This is a genomic window from Bradyrhizobium sp. WSM471 (genome assembly GCF_000244915.1).
Classification (GTDB): Bacteria; Pseudomonadota; Alphaproteobacteria; order Rhizobiales; family Xanthobacteraceae; genus Bradyrhizobium.
Window position 1 is genome coordinate 2,250,044 of sequence record NZ_CM001442.1, and the last position, 21,168, is coordinate 2,271,211.

15 protein-coding genes and 1 pseudogene are annotated in these 21,168 nt (G+C 57.1%); 9 read left to right on the forward strand and 7 right to left on the reverse strand.

The genetic code is table 11. The annotated features are described in order from the left end of the window. Positions 1 to 146: 146 nt before the first annotated feature. Entirely contained in the window at positions 147 to 626 is a 480-nt protein-coding gene (locus BRA471DRAFT_RS09805) for a hypothetical protein (protein ID WP_007606713.1), read from the forward strand. Positions 627 to 673: 47 nt separating this feature from the next. Here the strand turns inward: BRA471DRAFT_RS09805 and BRA471DRAFT_RS35750 are convergent, their stop codons facing one another. Beyond that, positions 674 to 1,687: an AraC family transcriptional regulator gene (locus BRA471DRAFT_RS35750; protein ID WP_007606715.1), complete on the reverse strand. Its 1,014-nt coding sequence runs from the start codon at positions 1,685 to 1,687 to the stop codon at positions 674 to 676. A gap of 93 nt (positions 1,688 to 1,780) precedes the next feature. Here BRA471DRAFT_RS35750 and BRA471DRAFT_RS09815 point away from each other — a divergent pair, with 93 nt between their 5' ends. From BRA471DRAFT_RS09815 to BRA471DRAFT_RS40305, 3 genes are all read left to right on the forward strand, one after another. Further along, the gene (locus BRA471DRAFT_RS09815) at positions 1,781 to 2,770 is read left to right on the forward strand and encodes a Hint domain-containing protein (RefSeq protein ID WP_231171079.1); all 990 of its coding nucleotides are present in this window, start codon (positions 1,781 to 1,783) and stop codon (positions 2,768 to 2,770) included. 281 nt (positions 2,771 to 3,051) lie between these two features. Further along, entirely contained in the window at positions 3,052 to 4,731 is a 1,680-nt protein-coding gene (locus BRA471DRAFT_RS39650) for a Hint domain-containing protein (RefSeq protein WP_007606719.1), read from the forward strand. Positions 4,732 to 4,890: 159 nt separating this feature from the next. Next, the gene (locus BRA471DRAFT_RS40305) at positions 4,891 to 5,208 is read left to right on the forward strand and encodes a transposase (protein WP_050992596.1); all 318 of its coding nucleotides are present in this window, start codon (positions 4,891 to 4,893) and stop codon (positions 5,206 to 5,208) included. 567 nt (positions 5,209 to 5,775) lie between these two features. Here BRA471DRAFT_RS40305 and BRA471DRAFT_RS38250 read toward each other — a convergent pair. From BRA471DRAFT_RS38250 to BRA471DRAFT_RS09850, 5 genes are all read right to left on the reverse strand, one after another. Further along, the gene (locus tag BRA471DRAFT_RS38250) at positions 5,776 to 5,928 is read right to left on the reverse strand and encodes a hypothetical protein (RefSeq protein ID WP_157234054.1); all 153 of its coding nucleotides are present in this window, start codon (positions 5,926 to 5,928) and stop codon (positions 5,776 to 5,778) included. Positions 5,929 to 6,891: 963 nt separating this feature from the next. Next, a complete protein-coding gene (locus BRA471DRAFT_RS09830; RefSeq protein WP_007606723.1) occupies positions 6,892 to 7,134 on the reverse strand; it encodes a PilZ domain-containing protein in 243 nt (80 codons plus the stop codon). Positions 7,135 to 7,137: 3 nt separating this feature from the next. After that, a complete protein-coding gene (locus BRA471DRAFT_RS09835) occupies positions 7,138 to 7,428 on the reverse strand; it encodes a PilZ domain-containing protein (protein WP_007606724.1) in 291 nt (96 codons plus the stop codon). 19 nt (positions 7,429 to 7,447) lie between these two features. Next, a complete protein-coding gene (locus tag BRA471DRAFT_RS09840) occupies positions 7,448 to 7,669 on the reverse strand; it encodes a hypothetical protein (RefSeq protein WP_007606725.1) in 222 nt (73 codons plus the stop codon). 2,364 nt (positions 7,670 to 10,033) lie between these two features. Then, a complete protein-coding gene (locus tag BRA471DRAFT_RS09850) occupies positions 10,034 to 10,252 on the reverse strand; it encodes a hypothetical protein (RefSeq protein WP_007606726.1) in 219 nt (72 codons plus the stop codon). Between the two features lie 1,694 nt (positions 10,253 to 11,946). Between BRA471DRAFT_RS09850 and BRA471DRAFT_RS09860 the strand changes: the two genes are divergently transcribed. From BRA471DRAFT_RS09860 to tnpB, 4 genes are all read left to right on the forward strand, one after another. Further along, entirely contained in the window at positions 11,947 to 12,192 is a 246-nt protein-coding gene (locus tag BRA471DRAFT_RS09860; protein WP_007606727.1) for a hypothetical protein, read from the forward strand. Between the two features lie 2,077 nt (positions 12,193 to 14,269). Beyond that, a complete protein-coding gene (locus BRA471DRAFT_RS09865; protein ID WP_007606728.1) occupies positions 14,270 to 14,659 on the forward strand; it encodes a hypothetical protein in 390 nt (129 codons plus the stop codon). 590 nt (positions 14,660 to 15,249) lie between these two features. After that, positions 15,250 to 15,702 (forward strand): transposase, encoded by a 453-nt coding sequence (locus BRA471DRAFT_RS09870; RefSeq protein WP_007606729.1) that lies wholly within the window; start codon positions 15,250 to 15,252, stop codon positions 15,700 to 15,702. Further along, a complete protein-coding gene (tnpB, locus tag BRA471DRAFT_RS09875; protein ID WP_007606730.1) occupies positions 15,699 to 16,055 on the forward strand; it encodes an IS66 family insertion sequence element accessory protein TnpB in 357 nt (118 codons plus the stop codon). Before BRA471DRAFT_RS09870 ends, tnpB begins: the two co-directional genes overlap by 4 nt. A gap of 1,798 nt (positions 16,056 to 17,853) precedes the next feature. On the opposite strand, the gene BRA471DRAFT_RS38820 is transcribed toward tnpB, so the two are convergent. Continuing rightward, on the reverse strand, positions 17,854 to 18,174 hold the full coding sequence (locus BRA471DRAFT_RS38820) for a hypothetical protein (protein ID WP_198287876.1): 321 nt from the start codon (positions 18,172 to 18,174) through the stop codon (positions 17,854 to 17,856). A gap of 1,187 nt (positions 18,175 to 19,361) precedes the next feature. Here BRA471DRAFT_RS38820 and BRA471DRAFT_RS09885 point away from each other — a divergent pair. Next, positions 19,362 to 20,548: pseudogene (locus BRA471DRAFT_RS09885) on the forward strand (IS3 family transposase). Positions 20,549 to 21,168 lie beyond the last annotated feature (620 nt).

Below are 21,168 nucleotides of genomic sequence, written 5' to 3' on the forward strand. Positions count from 1 at the left end.
CGCGATATCAGGTTGATGCTGCGACCTTGAAACCATTGAGGGCTCGCGCCAAAGCTATCTGGTAAACTCAGGAAATTGCCAGATTAGATTTTTCGCCGACAACGGTCATCTCTGCGACGAGAAGGTAGCAACGTGTGGAGAATTAAATGAAAGCGCTCATCATATTATCATGCTTTGCCATCCTTACATCTTCGTCTGTTTGCGCACAGCGGGCGGCGGATTCGTTGCCGGAGATGACGATCGACTGCTATCAATCGTTTGCGAGCAAGACGCAATTTCCGGAGCACGATAATAAGAACGTTGGAATTGACAGCGATGTTCTTGAGAAGCCGTTAGTGCGGTACAGACTTCAGGTCGTCGGAAAAACCATACTTAAGATTATCAGGGACCCAGATCGCCCAGCGTTTCGAACTGAGTACGGCAAGACGGTCTGGGAGATGAAAAGTGATTTCACCAACAAGCATCAGATCGTAGCTTGGAGGGAGGACAAGACCGGTGGAATCGTGAGGCTTTTCACGTTCGATTTTGTGGACCTGTTGTTGAGCACGGTTGATATCTCACCCGCGCGTTCGATTGCCGCCGGTATCGAACTTCACGTCATGAAATGCAGTAGCACGAGACCCTAGCCATTTTGCACGAGCCAATCGAGCGCCCCATCAACGCGCAAGCCGCTTTACGATATCTCCGAGAGCCAGCGTGCGAGAGGTCCCATCTCTTCGATGGTTCGAGCTCGGGACTTGGGAAATGCGACCTGTGTCTTCCGCGTGGTGCGGGGTGGCTGTCCAAACGTAGCACGAAACGCACGATTGAAGGCGGGGATGCTTCGGAAGCCGGCACCGTATGCTATGGGCCCAATGCGCCGGTTCTGAAGGCCAGGAGCCATTAGTTCTTGGTATGCCCGGTGAAGGCGTCTCGTTCGTATATAGGAAGCGACACCGCCGACCGGTTCAAATAGTCGGTAGAGCGAGGCGCGCGAAAGCCCGAACGTACGCGCGAGCTTCTCAACGCCCAAGTCCCGCGCAGCCAGATTGGTCTCGATGAATTGTGACAGCGTCACGAAGCTTTCTAACGGTGGTGCGTGGGCCGTATGCACATTCGGCTCCCCAGCTGCAGCCGCGGCAACCACATCCGCTGTCAGAGAGGCAATGCCGCGCGCCAACTGGTCCAAAACGGACGGCGTTGTGACGTCCAGCTGAGTGAGTAATGCTCGCAACGCTGCGGTTGCGACGACCGTTCCCGGTTGATCGGCCTTGACCACTCTCGCGTTTAAAGTTGTAAGGCCCTTCAGCCGATCCAGCAGTTGCGACCGCGGCAGCCACAACGTCATTTCGGAAGAATTCGTCCCGTCGCTTTCGCGGACCAATTCTATTGGCTCGCGCAGGTCCAAGAGCAAGATGTCGCCGAGCCGACCTGTTGCGCCGCTCGCGCGCTCGTCGATCGTCCCGCTCAGAATTACGCAGATTCCCACTTGCTCGAACCGGCCAAATTTTGACGGGTCGTGGACGAGGCTCGCGCAATCGCAGGAGCTTTGGGTGATGACGAAACTGCTGCTGGCCCAGACATCGATGGCACTCTTCTGGTTTGGGAAAGGCGTTGGCGACGTGAATATCGGCGATACGGCTGCCAGCCACTCACCACCACTGTCTCCCCCAAGCTCTGATGACCAGTGGAAAGATCGTAAATCCATTCGCTCAATATATCTCAAGTTACAGTTATTTCGTTTCTCCGTATATCAACGGGATTTGCAATCGGTTATGAGAACCTTGGGGTGTGGTAAATATTGGATTTCGAGGTTATCACGATGGTTACAAAAACGAGTGAGGAATTTAATTTCGCGTACGAGTTGGTAAAGACGGGCGGAACATATAAGCTCGTCGATGCTGATTCCTCGTCACCTGGAGTCAACCCGGTCGCGGTCGGGGTGAAGGCGGTAGACCGGTCCGGAAATGATCCGCTCGATCACGGCGACAAGGTCAAAATCAGCGACGTTGCAAGCGGCTCGTTGAGCAACGGCAACAAATATACCTTCATCGCGACTGCCGATCTGGCTGGCCATAACGGCATCATTATCCAGGACAACCACGGTAACTATTTCTTCCTGACGGATACCGCGTATTCCGGCAATTTGAACGGCCAACACGGCAGGCTGACCAATGTCGACACGAATGCCGAGGTCACATTCTGCTTCTACAGCGGTACGCTGATCCGGACGCCCCAGGGTGATGTTGCTGTAGAAGCACTCAAGCGTGGCGACCTCGTGCTGACTCATGATGGACGCACAGTCCCAGTCGATTGGGTCGGCATTCAGACGGTATCGACCGTCTTTGCCGATAAAATGCGGTCGCTGCCGATCCGCGTTCGGGCAGGAGCTTTGGCCGACAATGTGCCGTCCCGAGACTTATTGGTCTCTCCCGATCACGCGCTGTTGGTGGACGGCACGCTCATCCAAGCTGGCGCGCTTGTGAATGGCGCTTCGATCGCGCGAGAGACCGCGGTCCCATCGACGTTCGTCTACTATCACGTCGAGGTGGAAGATCATTCGTTGATCATTGCAGAAAATACCCCAGCGGAGACGTTCATCGACAACGTTGATCGTCTTGGCTTCGACAATTGGGCCGAGCATGTAGCGCTCTATCCAAACGGCAAGCCGGTTAGCGAGTTGCCGTACCCTCGCGCAAAATCGCACCGTCAGGTACCAGTCAGCATTCGCATTGCGCTGGCTGCAAGAGCTCAAACCGATATGCCGCAGGACGCGCAATCTGTTGCGTAGTGCGGCAGGTCAAAAAGAGGCGGCTCTAAGTCGCCTCTTTTTTTGCCCCTTTCTGATAGCAGTGCCCAGAATTTGGGATTGTATGGTATCGTTTTGTTACCAAAGGTAGTGGGTTCCTCGCACTGTTAACCAAAGTATCTCGAATTCTGCTCAAAACGTCTCAAAGATAATCGCGACGCCTTTTCCTCGCGGGTTTGTTTAGATAACAAACGGTTAACTCCCCATTCAATGCAGGGGACGCTTTTAGCTTCGCTTTTTTGGAAATTTAAAGGATTGCGCAAATGGCAACGAAGACGTGGGACGGCGGGGCTTTTACCAGCAATTGGGGTGATGCGAACAACTGGAGCCCGAATGGAGTTCCGGGGGCAAGCGATGACGTCACCTTGGTTTCAAGCAATGGCAACAGCACACTATCGATCAATTTAAATGTGAATGTGTCCATCAAATCGCTCACTATTACCGGCGACGACCAGGGTGGCTCGACCCACTTCACGACGCTCACGGTTCAGTCTGGAAAAACCCTAACGACAAGCGGTGCAATAAATCTATCGAACTCATTCTCGGTAATCACGGGGGCCGGAACAATTACCGCCGGTGCTGGGATCTCCGGCTCGGGTACGATTACGGCGAGCGGCGGTACCCTCGACGTCTTTGGCACAATCAATAGTGGCATTGGCCTTACGATCGGCACGTCAGCCAATTCGACGTTGAAGATCGAAGGCACTGCAACGGCTTCATCCGCTATTTCGATTGGTGACCCCGATCAAACTTTGGAAATCGGCCCTTCCGGATCTTTGACGATCAATGCGGCCGAAAGCATCACAAGCGGTACCATCAAGTTGAGTGGTGGCACGCTCAAGGACGCATCCGGAATCACCATTGGATCTGGTGCGAAACTAACAGGCTTCGGCGTCATCGATACTGGCACCACGGTCAATGGATCGGGCACGATCACGGCGAGCGGTGGTACGCTGGAGTTCAAAGGCGCGGTCGATAGTACAGGCACCGCTTCGACATTCCATATCGCCTCCAACAGTACGCTTAAGTTCGACAATACTGTTGGCACCGGCTCGATCAAGCCGACGATTGCTTTCGATGCAGCTACCGGCACGCTCGACCTTTCAAGCATGAGCGGCGAGTCGAGCAACTTTCATGGAGTTGTTACCAGCTTCAAGTCAGGCGATCAGATCAAGCTTACGGTCGCAAGCGCGGGTACAGAGACCTATACGACGAGCTTTAGCGGCGGGCAAACAACGCTGATCATCAAGCAGGGCTCCACGACAGTCGGCACGGTGGTTCTGCAGGGAGATTATCGCAACGCGCACTTCTCTATCGGGGAGAGCGGCACTCTCGACACCATCACGACCGATGCAGCCTGTTTCATGGCGGGCACGATGATCCAGACGCCGAATGGCGGGGTTGCCGTTGAAGAGCTTAAGCGCGGCGATCTCGTGTTGACGAGTGACGGCCAGGTGAGGCCGGTCAGCTGGCTCGGCGTGCAGACCGTTTCCACGCGCTTCGCTGATAAGATGCGTGTTTGGCCAATCCGGGTGCTCGCAGGTGCATTGGAGCAGAACGTGCCTTCTCGCGACTTGTTGCTTTCGCCAGACCATGCCCTCTTGGTCGAGGGTGCACTAGTCCAAGCGGGAGCGTTAGTGAACGGCACGTCTATTCTGCGCGAAACTAATGTCCCAGAAGTATTCGTCTACTATCACGTCGAGCTTGATGATCATTCTTTGATCCTGGCCGAAAATACACCGGCGGAAACTTTCGTCGACAACGTGGATCGTTTGAACTTCGACAACTGGGCCGAATATCAGGAGCTCTACCCCGAGGGCAAGCCGATGACCGAATTGTCGTATCCCCGAGCAAAAGCGCAGAGGCAGGTTCCGGTCCGCACCCGGATCACGCTGGCTGCACGGGCGCAAGCTATCGGAGCCGACGCGACGGCCGTAGCCTGAAGGTAAAAGGCTTCAGCAGCTTAGAAAATGGCGCCTACGGGCGCCTTTTTTTTACCTTTTGTGGTGATCAGAGTATCCCTCCGGGGGCGGCCGCCTTGTGAAGTTTGGGCGTCTTTCTGAGGATGTGACTTTAAGTCTAGCCTTAAGGTCATGTGGCGAATGCAGGTGAAGGTATTGGGCGCTGAACGTCGGCGCCGATGGAGTTACGACGAGAAGGTCCGTCTGATTGAAGAGACGTTACAGGCTGGCGAGACGGTGTGCGGCGTTGCGCGCCGATTGACATTCATGAGCCTGATCTGGCGGCGCGTTGTTCAGGATAAGCGGCTAAAGCTGCCGGGGATCATCGCTTTTACATGGGGCGCTCGGCTACGCTTCGGCCGGTGCCGTATTGATCTTGACGACCGATCAGATGACACGCCCTGCTACAATCGAAATAAAAACCCGCCGACCTTGGGGGCCGGCGGGAGTTGCAGATAGCGAGAGGCGGACACCAATCGCTCCGGTTTGTTTACGACTGAATGCAGAGCCCGTGAACTGCTCCTCTCCATTCATCCTTAATGTCTTTATAATAATCTAAGCTTTGGGACGGGGCCGTGGGGGACATACGCGGCCTTGTGCTTGGGGGGAGGCCCGCCAACTACCCAGCCCCGGCGGGCCTTCCCTCACCAGTTTCACGCACGTTAAGCACAGCTCTGGTTGCCTCCGCCGCGCAACAGATTTAATTTGAAATTAACTAATTCGGGCGGGTAGGATCTTGCGACCGGGGCTGGTAGATATTTCACTTAGATCTTTTTCACCCGGATTTTTTCGACGATCAGGGCCGCAGCGGTCCCTCCGCTGCGGCCTTAGTCGTGAGAGCTCTCTAACGTAAACCGTCAGGCCTCAATTCAGTTTGCGGCGTAGCTCCTCAACAATAGCGCGCTGCTGATCGATTTCCTCTTCAACCAGCCGCCGAACTTCCTCAGCGCGACGGATTGGGTCGAGACTTGTTGGGCGGGTCCGCTCTAACCCAAGGCGGGCTTGTCGGACGCTATGCCGCTCATTTTAGGTCGTCGCATTTTTTCCGGCCTTAGCCACCGCTTCGATCAGAACCGAGCACTTTTCATATTCCTTCGCATCGCCGGCAACAGTCCCGCGAAGCTCTCGGCATTCGCCGCCGTCGAAGAACCACCTCGTGTGGCCAACGGCGACGATCACTTTGCATCTGGGGCACGGCACCTGCATCGGCGCAATATGCACTCAGAGTCGGTTCGTTTCCAGTCAGTAGCCCAGAGAGAAGCAGGTCAGGAGATCTGTCCAAAGGGGAGGCATGGTAGGCCTGAGGCCCCAGGCTATCTTCCTAAGGTGCTTAGTGCGCATACACACCAGGGGGCGAAGCTGTGGTCCAACCGTTCGTGCCTGCCGCCCGGCCAGAAGAAAGCCCGCCAAACCGCAGCGCGGTACTCGGCAGCACTTAAACCACGCTTCCAAAATCGTTGCCTTGCTTGGCAGCCTCCTAAAGCATCCTCGGCGGAAGCAGTCAGCTTCCTTTCAAGATAATGGATGTGGGGTGCGGGCATAATGGTGCGGTTGCTTGACCGTCAGTCCGCTCGATACTGAAACTAACGCCTAGCCCACTAAATTGGTGAATATGGTGGTCTTTGTGCGTGATTAGAACGCCCGGCCGCAACTGACGCCCGACGCATGCTTTCTGTTTTGCCATTGCGCAACAATTTGGATCCGGATCAGCAGATAACGGTTGGGTGAATGAAGCCATAAACTCCTCGCTTGAAACAGTCCTGAAACGACCGGGGTTTACCTCTCTATATTGAAGGGGATTTCAAATGATGGCGCTCAAATTTGCAATCGTGCTTGGTGCAGGCGTTTTCTTCTCTTTGTGGTCCGGCGATCTCGGATCCGACGTTGTCCTCGCCATCATGGCTTGCCTGTCCTAGCGACATATCCGTCACCCTCGCGGCCGGTGCGCTCACATTAAGTGAGAGGCACCGGGCCTGCCGATCTACGGCTTTCCCCCTTGAGGTTCGGCTGCGTAAGCACGAAACAGCCTTAGCAACAACCGTCGGACTAGCGCGCTCGCCAATCCGATACGCGAGCGATGTCACTCCCGGCTGGCTCCCAACCAGAGCGCCTGAGGGCAAGATTGGCGGACGTCTGCGCTGCTCAGTCAACGAACTTCACGCCGATACGGCTGCCGCTCGACCATACCAAGCAACAGTTCTTGATGGCGCGGTTGTTCTGGATCATCAACTTGAATTGCGGTCTTGTAGATCGCGGGTCTGCCAGCTCAATCGCAGCTCCTTCTTCCGAGATGTTGAGCACGCGGCACCGGACACTAGATCCATCGCCGAATATGTAGGCGATCTCATCGATCTCCGCGCGGTCGTGTTTTCGACGCTCGTCCACTGATCAGATCTTTCGATGGTCGTGTAGAAAGGAGATGCCAATCTCCTCGCCATTGACCCATGCCAGCTCGCAGCGCCGATAGGCAACTCCTCTGGTTGGCAGCACCAAGAAGAATTCCTTCAGGGCTAGTCCGTCGAGACTTTCGATATGGAGCTTCGCACCTGCCTGGGAAACGTCAGTCATTTTACAAGGCCGGCTCCAGGTCCCGTCGATAGCAAGGATGTGAACATCGATGGGTCGCGAGAACACAACCCACGATGATTGACGATTTTCCCTGTCAGGGCAAGATGACATCTTAATATCGAATGCCGCTTCATTCGCTCTGTTCCGCCACTTGTTGGATCAGTTGAAACTGTCGAGTGACCTGCAACGCTATATCGGATCGCTCCCTGCGTAGCGCGGCCTCTTGTTCAGAAACGTCGTGCCCGTCCCTTTCGAGAGCTTGGATCAGGATCTGCTTGTCTTCAACCGCCCGATGGCGCGCGGCAATCTCCTGCGTCAAACTGGCCAACTCCAAGTCAATTTCCGAGGGCATCGCAATCTCCTTGCCAAGCAACATTCGCTTATAAAAATCGGAAATTATCTGTTATTTACTGCAAAACTCTTACCTCACGGGTTTGGTGACCTGCTGGTCAAGAGCTGATGCGGTAAGGCGCGCTCCACGCCATCGCGCTGCCGGGCTGGCGCGCCAACCATTGGCCACGCTGCAGGACGCCCAACGGGGCGATTATAATAATTCAAATAATTTAAACTAATGCATCGAGCTTACGCCCCAGAGTCCAATTTTCGCCAAGCTCGAATGGCTTTCTGGCGCCGGGGCAGGACCAACTCCGTAGGAGTCCTACATATGTTAAGACCCAGTTTTTGTCGCGTTTGTATTGGTCATTATCGGGGCCACCGCTACAGAAGCGCGCCGCATAAGTTTTAATAAAGCGCCTGAGTGCAACGTCACGGTGCCCTGCGACTTTTCGTTCTCGCAACCAAATCTATTCAGCAATTCACGACGATCGCAGGCGCTTCAGGCGGCGCGCGCTCGGAGGTGGTATGCTGAAGCCTCGGTAGACAGAGGACAAGTCGTTGGTAGCCGGCCGGCAGGCTGCCCTCACGCTTTCTGCGGATGCGGTGCATCCATCAAGGTATTTGGTCGCATCGCACGGACTTAAATCTCGCGTCCAATTGGCTACCATTTCCTCGCGTAACGCCGGCTCCGGGAATGGTTGCCGCGCGGCATGGTCACGTGTTTGTCCTAGAGCAGCATGTTGGCGGCGACGTATGGATGGCATACGATCCCAACTCGGGAGGAGGCGCCCCGAGAATCCACGCGCGTTCTCTACGAGGTTATAGGGTCGTCAATCCTCGCGCCTGAGGCGATCGCTCGGCCGGTGTGGCGTTGGAAAACGGCCTCCGGCTGAGCGGCGACAGCATCTATCAGCAGGCTCACCTTCTGCTCGTGCGCGTGACCAACCGCGGACTGATGGGGGGCTACCCTTTGCTCATCGTGCAGTTAAACTGTTGGGCGAGGTTCATTTTATTGTCCGCGAAGCACCGTGGTAGCTTCTTCTGGGAAACTAGGCAAAGCAGTTTGATTAGGCCGCAAATCCGTGCTGGAATCGGATCCGCTCAGTACAACCCTCGGCATGCAGGGGGTACTAGATGGGGGGAAGATTGATGGCTAGGCACTTCGGTTTAAATTCTACATCAGCGGCACGGTCAGCGTTCGCAGGGACCACGAGCACTTCGCTGGACCGGGTTGTGTCGGCATCGGCATCGGCATCGAAGAGTCATTTTCCGGACAATTCGCCAATGACAAGGCGCTCTTCCCCGCGCTCCGAATTGCTGTACTCGCCGGCGAGCTGGCGGGGCTCCCGTGTTCGACGATCCATCTCAGCAGATTAAAGGTCTCCAGCACCGGCCCGGCACCACGATAAGCCCGAAACGCAGGCTGCTGCGTGGGCTGGCACCTGCGCTCAGACCCAACCTCTTCAGCTGAAAGGAAGAGGTCGCTGGCCTGGACAGAACAGCACCGGCTGCGATCGTCGTGACATTCGCATTCTGTGGCTCATCGGCAGTCCAAGCCGGAGGCATCTTCGCGGAGCTATCCCGATCGCGAAGCAAGGGAGCCGCTTAGCGCTTGCATTTGAACGGATACTTCTAGGTCTCGCAATCGGCAGCCAACCTGAGCTTTCTCAGGAGCGGCGCAAACCCATCGGTCGAACATTCTTTTGCTACGCTCGCGAGACGTTTTTCGGCGGGCCGCCTGGCGGATTTTTTTGCGCTGCTTGCAAGCTTTTTGGCTTCCGGCTGCGAAGCGTAGGGATCATGCCAGTGACGAGGAACGAAATCAGGCGATGGTTTTGGCCAGATTATAGGGGAAGCCGGTCGGGGCTCTTGCTGCACCGCCACGAAGCTTACCTCCGTTATTTGCTTGGGCAGCGCGACAGCACTCTCCACAAGAGTTGGCAACCTATCAGATTTATTAGAGGTTACAGTCGAAATAGGTCCAACAAACGCAAGCAGCGCATCCGACTGAGGGGGTGCATCCGACCTACGGCCCCCAATAACAATCGAACAGATTGCAACTGAGCCAAGTATCCCGAGTACAATAGTTTTTGGCATTTGCCAGTCCCCGCATTGGCAACGTTAACAACTTGCTACGAATTGGGTCTGGAATGAGGCCAAATTGCTCAGTTCGGTTAATTAAGAACAGAGCATTGAATCGTATGAATGCGGCCGGCGGGATCCGCAAGCAAGTGGCAGCGCCAGCCCCAAGTCCGAATTGACGGCGGCTCAAGGGCAAGCCAGCGTAGGACTGTGCCGCTGGTGTTTGAAGAAAGTAGGGCACTACTCGCGTTGGAATGAGCGCCGGATATTGCATTACCTCTTCCAAGCCGTTGTCTCTTCATTCGGCGCCCACCAAACGCAGGCCCGGTGTAAGGCCGCTGGCATGTTGGTCCGATGCAGTGCAGACCTGCGCAGCTAGCCTTTCAACGGCCCGCCCGTAGACGCTGCAGCCGTGGCGCGAGAGGCTGTCCTGGCCGCGCGTGATCACCATCAGGATTGTGGTCCATTCCTCGCCGGTCAGCGTCACCCCGACGGCCCTCTGTGGGAAACTGTTCATTTCTCACTCTCCTTTAGTCCTTGCCGAGAACCGAATATCGAACTGCTCGGCACAATGAGCAAGCTTGATGCTGCTCCCGCGCGAACTGGCCAGAGGCGAACTAGGCTTTCATAGCGCGGCAGACTTGCTCCCGGCGCTCAACGCGCTTGCAGACATACTCATAGTGCAACGCGCTTTCATCCACGGAATGCAAGTCTCCGGTGAGGACGAAATGGCATCGCGTCGTTGGACATCCAATCCTCGCCTCTGGAAACAGGCACAGCGGAAGCGAAGTGCCTCCCGCTCGAGAGCCGAGTGGCAGCCCATTTTGCGCGGCGCCCGCACCTGCATTGCGCTTGGCCTGCGCGTTCGGGAAGCTACCCGGTGCCTGGAGTTTTGTCTCAGCAGTGCTTGTCGTTGCGCCAGCAATCCTTAGCACTTAGCACTTCGCGCGTGTCATGATCTTCATCCTCGGGGGTCGCCGTTTCACTCGAGCTTTTGCAACACCTAACCCCCGATAGGCATCAGCACCTCGCAGACGCCTTAGAAAAGATCGGTGGCGGAACAGTAGGCTGCAGCCTCGCTCGGCTTGCTCAGTTGTCTTACGGCCGCTGCCTGAGAGATTGATACTGACAGCTCACTTAGTCAGGCCAACCCGCAGTTGACGTTGCCGCCACCCAGTATGCGGAGATAGTGAGCTTCACCGCGGCGGATGTCGCTTCAATGCCATCGTCTGGCCGGAGTGGCCCTAGAAGCCATCGGGCGAGGCACGAACTGAAGGAACTCCCGCCATTGATCGACCGTTATCGGGCAAATCACTGGAGATTGTTCCCATGGTACGGCAATCCTTTGTTGCAGCAGTCGCGTGCGTTGCTCTGGCTTCAACCGCTCTCGCTCAAGCTGGAGGAGGTGGAGGTGGAGGTGGAGGTGGGGGCGCCGGAGGCGGATCGTCCGCAGCTGGAGGCGCCTCCTCCAGCTCGGGAGCATCATCCTCGGGGCCGTCCGGCACGGGTAGCCTATCTCCTGCAGGCGGCCGGTCAGGCGCACCCGTCGCAACTTCCAACAATCCGACCTTTTCCGGTCAAGGGGTGACCACGCCTCTGACCGCCGGTGCCGCTCGCTCCGGTGCAACCACGACCAATCCAGCAGCGGTCGGGACAGCAGGCGCCCAGTCCAACAATACCCTCAGAGGCGCGGGCACCGCCCCAAACGGAGTTCCCATTGGCAGTCCCGGCTCAGGGAAAGGCTCCCCAGAAAATCCCTGGTAGATTGAAGCCCGCTCTCTCGCGGGCTTCTTGCTGATTGCGGCTTCGGCATCGTTGGCGAGAGTGGACGGTAACCTTGCCGCGTTACCTTGATTTTAGCGGATGCTTGCACGGGGCACGGCCACCTAACAGGATTGGAACGCGCCAGTCGTCTGACCGCGTGAGGCCAGAATTTTCAGGATTGGCGAGGGCCGCCAGTGGATATTGGCTGGAAAGCTGGCGGCCCACCTTTTCCTGTGAAACTACGCCGCGTCGGTGCCGTTGCGCGAGCCTGGCCTCGCTGCCTGCGAACGTAACGAAACCGAAGCGAATTCGCGAACTAAGCTTGTATCGTCCCGGCGAATTATTCCGGAACTTGCCTGCCAAGGGTACGCGCTGGCATCACGCTTGCTCAGTCAACATCAAGTGTCAGTCTCAATGTTGAGGCTGTCTCAGGTTGAGGCGAAAACGATGCAAGACATGTCCCATTCCGGCATCACCGGAGAAGTGCAGCTCAGCGCGCTTATCGCCGATCTTTGGTGGCGCATCGATCTCATGAATTCCGACATTCTCGAAGAAGAAGCAAAAGCTAGGGTATTTGACGTGCGCCAGCCGACCTATCCTTTGCTTGCGCTAAACCTCCGATCCCGCCGCGACAACCTTATTTTGACGATCAACGCTCTTGAACATCGCGCAAGGACAGCGCGAGCTGCGTGAGCGAGCCGACGGCAATCTTCGTTAACCCGGTGCCAATGCCGAACGGGCCTGCTTTTGATCCTGCGTGCAATTCAACTCGGGCGAGGTTCAATCCAAGGTTTGCAAGATGCTGCTAAAGCTTCTGGGGAACCCAGCAAAGCTGATTGTTTGGGCTGCAAATCCTTGCTCGGATTAAATATCGGGACAACGCTCGGCAAGCAGCCGGTAGCTGATAGGAAGAAGATCGATCGCTAGGCACTTCGATTTGGAGGCTACGTTTAGCAGCACGCTTAGCCCTCACAGCAGGTGGAGCACTTCGCTGGACCAGGGCGTGCCGGCATCGAAATGTCATTTTCCGGACAATTCGTCAACGACAAGGCGCTCTCCCAGTCCACTAATAGGATATATTGGATCGTGAATCCTCGTGCCTGAGAACGTCGAAGTCGATGTTTACTCGCAGCAGGACACCACAGTGGAAATGTATGGTTGAGTGTATCGCTCTTACTGAAGTTACGAACGAGTCAATGAGCCACCGTGCTGCATCAAGATTGGGGCATGGTCGTAACCTCCGACAAACGCGAAACCTGCGGGAGCGGGCGACGCCCCGGCCTTTGCGCGGGAAGGCGAAGCGCGTTCCCGAATGAATGCGCTGCGCCTTTGCTGGCGGCTCCATCGCCGGGCGGCGTTGCCTCTTACGAGCGTTCGACTGCTCTTCATCGGGGCGACCGTGTTCGCGTGGTCGTTCTCAAAGGCATTGAAGAAGCTCTAAAGAATGACGGTTTGGACGAAATTCCAGGAGCCGTGGATTCCTTGGTTGGCTGGAGCGCTACACGCGACGTGCGTACGCCGCGCTAAGAAGAAAGCTAGTCGGGCGGGGAGAGCACAAATTGCTGAATTTGGCAGAACGAACCCAGTTCTGTTGTCCTTTCGCGGGCTATCATAATAAGGGTGCTCTACGCCCGCTTGATTCATCTCTCGAGAGCATTCACAGAGCGAGGATATTGAAACGCGACAGCTTCCCGCAATCCCCTAATAGCCGACGCAGCTCTGGTGCGCGTCATGGAAGTGCTGAGCGAGCGTCTCTGTTAGGGCTGGCTCGAATGCTATCGGCTTTCGGACTAGGGTGATTGAAGCCAGAAGGGCTCACAATGCCGAAAGAAGAGAATCCGTGAAGCAGAGCCGTTAGTAATTTTCTGCTCGCGCGACTAAGTAAAAAACGCAAGGCTGCAACACGGGCTTGCGTCGAACCGGGCTTCGGAGGGTCAACGCAACGGCAACAGCTACGTTGAAGCTGATCCATCCTGCCAAAATCGAAAAGATCGACATGGGTCACCTAGCTGCGATAACGCGAAAGGGCGTGCGCGCGTTCCCGCAACTTGGAGCGGTAGTAAATCTTAGCGATTTATATCGCGGGCTGCATTCCCGGATTATTACGGGCGGCTGTCAAAATCCGACAAGCCTCGTCGGGTCTGTCTGGTATCTCAAGGTTGTCAGTATCGAGGTAACAAAGATGTCCTATGTCGTCATGCTGCCAAATGGGAACCTTTTTAACCAACGATCTTGCAGAGACGCGCCAATCATCCGCTTGGCCCGCTACAAGATACATCGGTTGAAGCCGCTCGGGCAGGCAGCCCTGTTCCGCGCCTCTCTAGTCGTCCCACGGATAGGACGTTGGCAACTTCGCGCTCCTACCTGCCGAGATGCGCCTCGGACGCGTCCCAGCTTGCAGAGGAATGATGGGCGGCTCCGATCTTCATCACAAGCCCGCAAACGAAACGGAGGCTCTTCCACCAAAAACCCTCCGCTAAAGTGGCTGTTCCTCGCTGTTAGCCTTACCTGGACGTCCTGGTTTTGCTTCGCGCGCTGCGAGGGCGCCGGTGGGCTCTGCTGGCTTGCAAAAGCTTCATAGCCGCCTTCCTCTTCGAAATCGTCGGCGCCCGGCGTCTTCGCGTCGTTCTAGCAAGCCGATAGAGCGCCTGCACGCCGGCGCCCACGCCGATGACCTCCCGCTCTGTTGGATCATTCATGGTTTTGTAATACTTTCGCCGCTCTCTTGGTCCGATGCTCGGCTTTATTGCGCTTTGAGCGAGGCGAACACATGCTTAAAGACGGCGAATATATGGCATGGTTTCAGACCGAGCGCGGTTCGGGCACCGGCCGTGTTCATCTGAGGAACGGCGTTATCACAGGTGGCGATACAGTCATGAGTTACGGCGGAACGTATCAGATCGCCGGAACACGATTTGCGGCAACGCTGACGACGTGCCGACACGCTGATGGACAGCAAAACGTTTTCGGTGCTGACGAAGTCGAAATCAAGCTGACGGGCACGGCCGCTTCGAACTACGCTTCGTGCTCTGGCGAGGTTGGGGGGCTGTTTTTTCAGACAACCCTGATGCCCGTCCAAGAGGAGAAAAAGCGACCGGACTGGAAGATCAACCCAACACACTTCCATCCCGAACGGCTACCTAAACCCAACGTTCGCTAGGCCGACGGTCTGGCGCACGGCTTTGACACAAGGCGAAGCTTCGCTGGTAAAGTCGGCAGATCAATAGACAATGCCGTGGGGTTTCGTGTGCAATTCTGCGAATTAGAACAAGAGATAATTAGTCGAAGTAAGAGTATTACATAAAAAATTTGAACCAAATGAGTTGTACATGACTGAATGGGGATCGCTCGAACCGATCCTTGAAGAGGTGCGCCGTTATCATCGCGCCGCTGAGGCTACTCCCGAGGAGATATTTAATCGGCGCCATCGTCAATTCCTGGATCTCCTCCGGCATGCAAAATGGACGCACGCATCCAAGATGCCTGACCCACCACGAACAAAGAAAGCGCTTCTGCTAAACGGATGGATCGAGCGTCGTGAAACGCCTGATGGCACTGAGTACCGCATCACGCAGAGAGGTCTCAACGTAGTCCGCCCACCGAGGTGACCGTTGCAGCAGCGGGGGCGAGCTTTGTGAGTGTTAAACGATCCATCTAGCGCCATGGTCCAATGGTAAGCGCTGTTGCGGTCCCACCTTCCATTGAAGGCGTCGAGCGAGGAATGATCGATCTCTGATTGGAGATCGGCTTGTGTCTAAGCTTGACCATATGCTTGAGCCTAGGGCCTCGGTTCGTCGGGTCGAGGTCATCACGGAGAGCGGCCGACGCCGGCAGTTCTCAGCCGACGACAAGGCGCGGTTTGTCGAGGAGACGCTGGCCCCGGGAGCCGTGGTATCGGAGGTCGCGCGGCGGCACGGATTGTCGCCGCAACAGCTGTTTACGTGGCGCCGGCAAATGCGACAGCCGGTTGCGATCCCTGTGGGACCCGAGCCGCAGACGTTCGTGCCCGCTGTCGTTACCCCACCGTCCACTCCGCCGGAGCGCTCACGGCGGCAGCGCCGACGCCTCCGGAGGGCGCCCGAGGGCGCCGAGAACAGTGGCATCATCGAGCTCGAGATCAACGGCGTCGCCGTCCGGGTCGGCCGCGGCGCGGATGCCGCGACGGTTGCGGCGGTGATCCATGCGCTGAAGACTTGCACGTGATCGGTCCGACGGGCGCGGTGCGGGTGATGGTGGCGACCAGGCCGGTCGACTTCCGCAAGGGTGCCGAAGGGCTCGCGGCCCTGGTGCGTGAGAGCATCCAGGCCGATCCGTTCTCCGGCGCCGTGTATGTGTTCCGCGCCAAGCGCGCCGACCGGGTGAAGCTGATCTATTGGGACGGTACGGGTGTGTGCCTGTTCGCCAAGCGGCTTGAGACCGGTTCGTTCTGCTGGCCCAACGTGCAAGACGGCGTCATTCGCCTGACCGCGGCGCAGCTGTCAGCCTTGCTCGAAGGATTGGACTGGAAGCGCGTCCACGCCGCGCGCGAGACACCGTCGCCGATCCAGGCGAGTTGAACTGCGGCACAGTGAATCAGTATGCATGTCGCGCTCGCGGGATGCCGCGATGCATGGTGTAATGTCGACTGAGGGGCGCTCGCTGATCTTGCGCCGCTCTCTGGTGCTTTGATCCTACCGGCTGGCCATAGTGCCGCTCGAAGGAGCGGCCGGTAACCTCGCCTCGTTACGTTAATTGCACCAAGCGCTTGCGGGGTCGGGTGACTGCGAAGCAGTATCACTTCGCCAGTCGTCTGACCACGCAAGGCCAGAATTTTCGATTGGCACGGGCCGCCAGTGGATACTGGCTGGAAAGCTGGCGGCCCACCTTCCGCGAGGGGTGACGCCGGCTGCGACGGCGTGCGTTCACAGGTGTGAACCCGTCCCGCTTCAGGAGCGTATTGCATCGATCGTGTGGGCGATCAGAATTGCGACACTGACACCGATGAGAATGACTAACATTCAAATGAACACGTTCGTCTCTCCCGGCCTGGAGTGAACGAGCTCAGGCGTGCACAGTCGAAGAACAACGGGCGTCAATCTTACCTCGACAATCAGCTGAGGACTTGCAGCAACGGTTGCGCCCGCTATCGGCCCTACCGCGGCTTCGTGCGTCATTGCGCCTTCACTCGCCGTGTGGCGTCCAACTGCTTCCCAAGGGACTTCCTGTCGGTTGCAGTGCTTTGCAAACGTTGATAACAGGTGGCGGCCGTGCACTTCGCTTGGGGTAGGTTGAGGACGCTCAGGACACGGCCGCCCGGTCACGGGGCGGCCGTGACCACTTTCAGCATAGCATGCGTTGCTTAAATTTGTGTCGGTGAGGGGAACTGTAAGGTTCACCACGCGAGCGTTATTGTTCGCTTATGGCAATTTGAATATTAAACCGCATATTTTATCCCCATTATTATCTAATCTAACCTGCAGGCGCTTCGGCGACACTGCCCTCAGTGATGAAGCGGCGGTTTAAACGCGGCCTCGCCTCCCCGAAGAAGCCATATCCTCTGCTGGCGAAGTCGCCCTGAAACAAATCGGACCGAACCTAAGCCACGTCTCAAGTGAGAGGATGCGATCATGTTAGTGCTGATGAACCTGATCTGGCGACGCCTTGCCTACACCATGCTGACCGGCATGAGGTTGACGCTGGTCCGGAAGTGAACCGCGAGGTCGAGAACAGCCCAGAGCGGAGCGCTAAGCTCCGCGTCCCGAAGCCGTTGTGACGCGAAACACGGGATTTCGCAAATGCGTCAAGCATCCGGTTCGCCGGCGGACGCGCAAGCCACATCAGGGTATCCCTGTACGGCAACTACGCTGTAACACTATTAGCAAGCCTCGCGGACCGTAAACTTGGCGCCTACAAAGGCATCGCGGCGCCAGACCATTTTGCAGAGCGTCATCGCAGGCACTCCGTCAATCAGCAGCTCAAACTCTTTCGGTATGACCCTTAGTCTTGGAGAAAGATGGCGACGCCTCCCGACGACACGTCACGAACATGGCACGAACGAAATCGGGTGCGGCGAAGGTCACAATCGCCGGCTTGTGGGGCCACTTCGGCTCAAGGAACCATCGGCTCCGAAGAAGCTGGTCCATGTTAAGGCTTATGATGGCGCGGCGGGTCCCGATGCGCCCGATCCACTGCTTGTTGCCATCGGTCGGGTAGCGTCGTACACGGCTGTATCGTGGGTCGAACAACCGCCGACTGATTTCAGCCCAACGATCATCTGTTGTAGTGCGAACTTTCGACAAGTCGTTCTTCGCCGGGTCTTCATAGTAATGCGGTCGCGGATTTGGGTTCCGCTGAAAAAGATCAGTCGTTGTTTAATCATTTAATCTTGGACAGCTCTTGTTTAAATTCGTGGAGTTTAGATATTTCCTTCCCTTGGCGGGTGGCGTGGAGCAAGATACAAATGAAAAAGCTGACCTTGTCCTTACCCTCTGCGGCCGTTTTGACTTTTATTCTGATGACGGGTTCGCCGACAGCGAGCGCCTGCAATGGCAACGGGAATTGCTCCAACGCGCCCGGCCAAATCCGGGGAGCGCCCGGACCGATTGCAGGCGCCGGCCTTCCTCTTCTCGCGATAGGATATGGCGTGTATTGGCTGGTGAGACGCCGTCGAGCTCGATAGTTGCGATTGCTCGCCATTGTGCTGATCGCGAGCGAATCGAAGCGACCAGACGGGAGCGGTGGCCTACGAGCACGCGAAGCGGCCCCGCTAACAGATCTTCGCCATTTTGGGTAAGCGCCGCGCTGTCCAGCTGGTAGGAGCGGCGGCGATGCTGGTTATGAGAGCGCAATCGATGGGTGATCGCCATTCGAGGCTGCAAACTTCTTCCAGCTTGGACTCGTCGGCAATGACGCCGTTGTCCGCCGGCCAGTTAATCGTCGTGCAGGCCGACGCTGGCCCGCGACTAGCCGGTAAACGTGGCGTGGTTCTTGGGACAGGTGCAACGCGCACACGGGTCAGGGTTCTTCTCGACGGCTCAAAGGGCCCCATCACGTTGCATGAGCGGTTTCTGGGGAAACGTTGAGGTGCCAACAACAGCTTGGCTGCTGGATACTAAGCCAAGCTGCATAACCTAGGCCAAAGTTTATCTCCTATAAGAAGGCACTTGAAAAGGGTGTACTGTCGAGAGCTGCGGTTGGTTGCAATACCGAGGCAAACGGCGCCGCCTAATGGAAGTAGGGGAATAAACGGCTCGGTGAACGAAACCAATCGCCCCGTCCCCTTGAAGCTGCCTGGAAACGATCATGGCTCATCCTCGCCCTCACTGGACGAGAGGGTCTTCATATAATTGCACTCAAAGCATTTGTGCTCGCCCAAGGTACGGAGATTTGTTTTGGAATTGTTCGTGTGACTTCGGCTGCGGCTTAGCTTTGGCAATTGTTGCCCGCCTCACATAATCATTCCGCTGCTTCGCCCGGCCTTTCCGGCCTATTCAGCCTTCGGCAGACGATGCGGGATCGGCAATTCCCCGCGCCGGATCGCTTCGAACTTGATGTTGCAAACCGCCCTTCAAACGGGTCCAAAATCTAACGGGAAGCGGCCCTGGGGGTTTGCGCGGCCTTGCTCAGGAAGCGGAAGTCGCCTACCTCGGTAGTTTTAGCGGGCCTCCCTATGTGCACGAAGGCCGCAAAATTTAAGCTCCTGTAATGGAACAGCATTTTGTTTGCACAATGGGCTGGCTTTGCACCTAGACCCCTTTCACCCGGATTTTTTGACAATGCGCGGGCCGCAGTCTGCCCCAGACTGCGTCTTGTTCAACTGTTGACCTGCCCCTGCCGATTTCCTCCAGTTGAAGTTAGAGTCCGGCCTTCTGAAGGACGGACAGATGAAGCGAGCCAGGTTTACGGAAGAGCAGATTATTGGCGTGCTGCGTGAGCATGAGGCAGGTGCGAAGGCTGCCGATTTGGCGCGGAAGCATGGCGTCTCTGAAGCGACGCTGTACAATTGGAAGGCGAAGTTCGGCGGTCTGGACGTCTCCGATGCCAAGCGGTTGCGGCAACTCGAGGACGGAGAACGCCAAGCTGAAGAAGCTGCTGGCCGAGCAGATGCTGGATGCTGCAGCGCTACGCGAGCTTTTGTCAAAAAAATGGTAGGGCCCGTCGCCAAGCGCGAAGCCGTCGCGCACCTGCAGGCCGTCATGGGTCTGTCGGAGGCGGCGGGCCTGCGGCATCGTCGGCGCTGACCGCAAGATGGTTCGCTACCGATCGTGCCGACCGCCGGACACCGAACTACGCGGCCACTTGCGCGAGCTTGCTAATGCCCGTCGGCGGTTCGGCTACCGCCGGCTGTTCGTGCTGCTTCGCCAGCAGGGCGAGCCGTCCGGGCGGAACCGGATCTACCGTCTGTATCGAGAGGAAGGCCTCAGCGTGCGCAAGCGCCGAGCCCGCCGCCGCGCCGTGGGCACCCGAGCGCCGATACTGCTCGAGGCTCGGCCGAACGCCCGGTGGTCGCTGGATTTGTCCACGACCAGTTCGCCAGCGGCCGTCGCTTCCGGGTCCTGAATATCGTCGATACGTGACCCGGGAATGTCTGGCGGCCATCCCCGACACCTCGATCCCGGGGCGGCGGGTGGCACGCGAACTGACGGCGCTGATCAATCAGCGCGGCAAGCCGGGCATGATCGTCTCCGACAACGGCACCGAGTTCACCTGCAATGCCATGCTGGCCTGGTCGAAGGAGAACAACATCGACTGGCACTTCATTGCGCCGGGCAAGCCGATGCAGAACGGCTTCTGTGAAAGCTTCAACGGCCGGATGCGGGACGAGCTTCTCAACGAAACCTTGTTCTTCGGCCTCGATCACGCCCGCGCCAAGATTGCGGATTGGGTCGGCGACTACAACGGCCAACGCCCGCATTCCTCGCTCGGCTATCTGGCCCCTGCGGCCTATGCCGCCTACCTCACCGCAACGTGCGATCGGCTGCGCAACCCCGACCAGCTCCGCCGATCGCACGTTGCTAACACCGCGCCAAACGGCGTAACATCCGCCGAGACTCTAACCGCTACTGCGTGAAACTTCAGGGGCAGGTCACTCCAATTTTCCGGAGGCTTGATGACAAACGAACATTGCCTGACTGTGCGTGCTGCTGGAGCATCGCCAAAGATACGAGAACCGTCTGGTGGACCGATCGAGCGGAAGGTCGGAACCAAATTTTGCTTCGAAGAAGCTAAGGCAAAACAGGCTTTCGCCATCGCTTGCGACAGCTTGGACATCGCGTGCCAAGACGGCTAGAGCAAGAGCGTTTATGTTGAGCTGCTGCCGGTTTGATCTGGCGGGCTTCGCACTACCAGTCCGATGTAGGTTGCCTTCAAGGCGGGTTCCTGTCGTCGAAAAGTTATGGCAGGCAGGCGGCGGTCGCCAGTGCCACGTCGTAGCCGAAGTCGCCCGAACAATTCCAAAATGCGATCCCGGCACCAAGGGCGAGTACAAACGCTTTGAGTGTAATCATCTGAATTCCCCTCTCTTCGAATGACGGTAGGACGAGCGCGAGGAGTTTTGCACATCAGTGATCGGCCGAATTCGCCTGAACCACTATCGAGCCCTTGGGACCTCATTGACCTTGAAGGGTAAATCAGCTCTTTGCCGAGAGGACATGACCAGGGTACGCATCCAAGATCCGTAGCCCGCGAGCT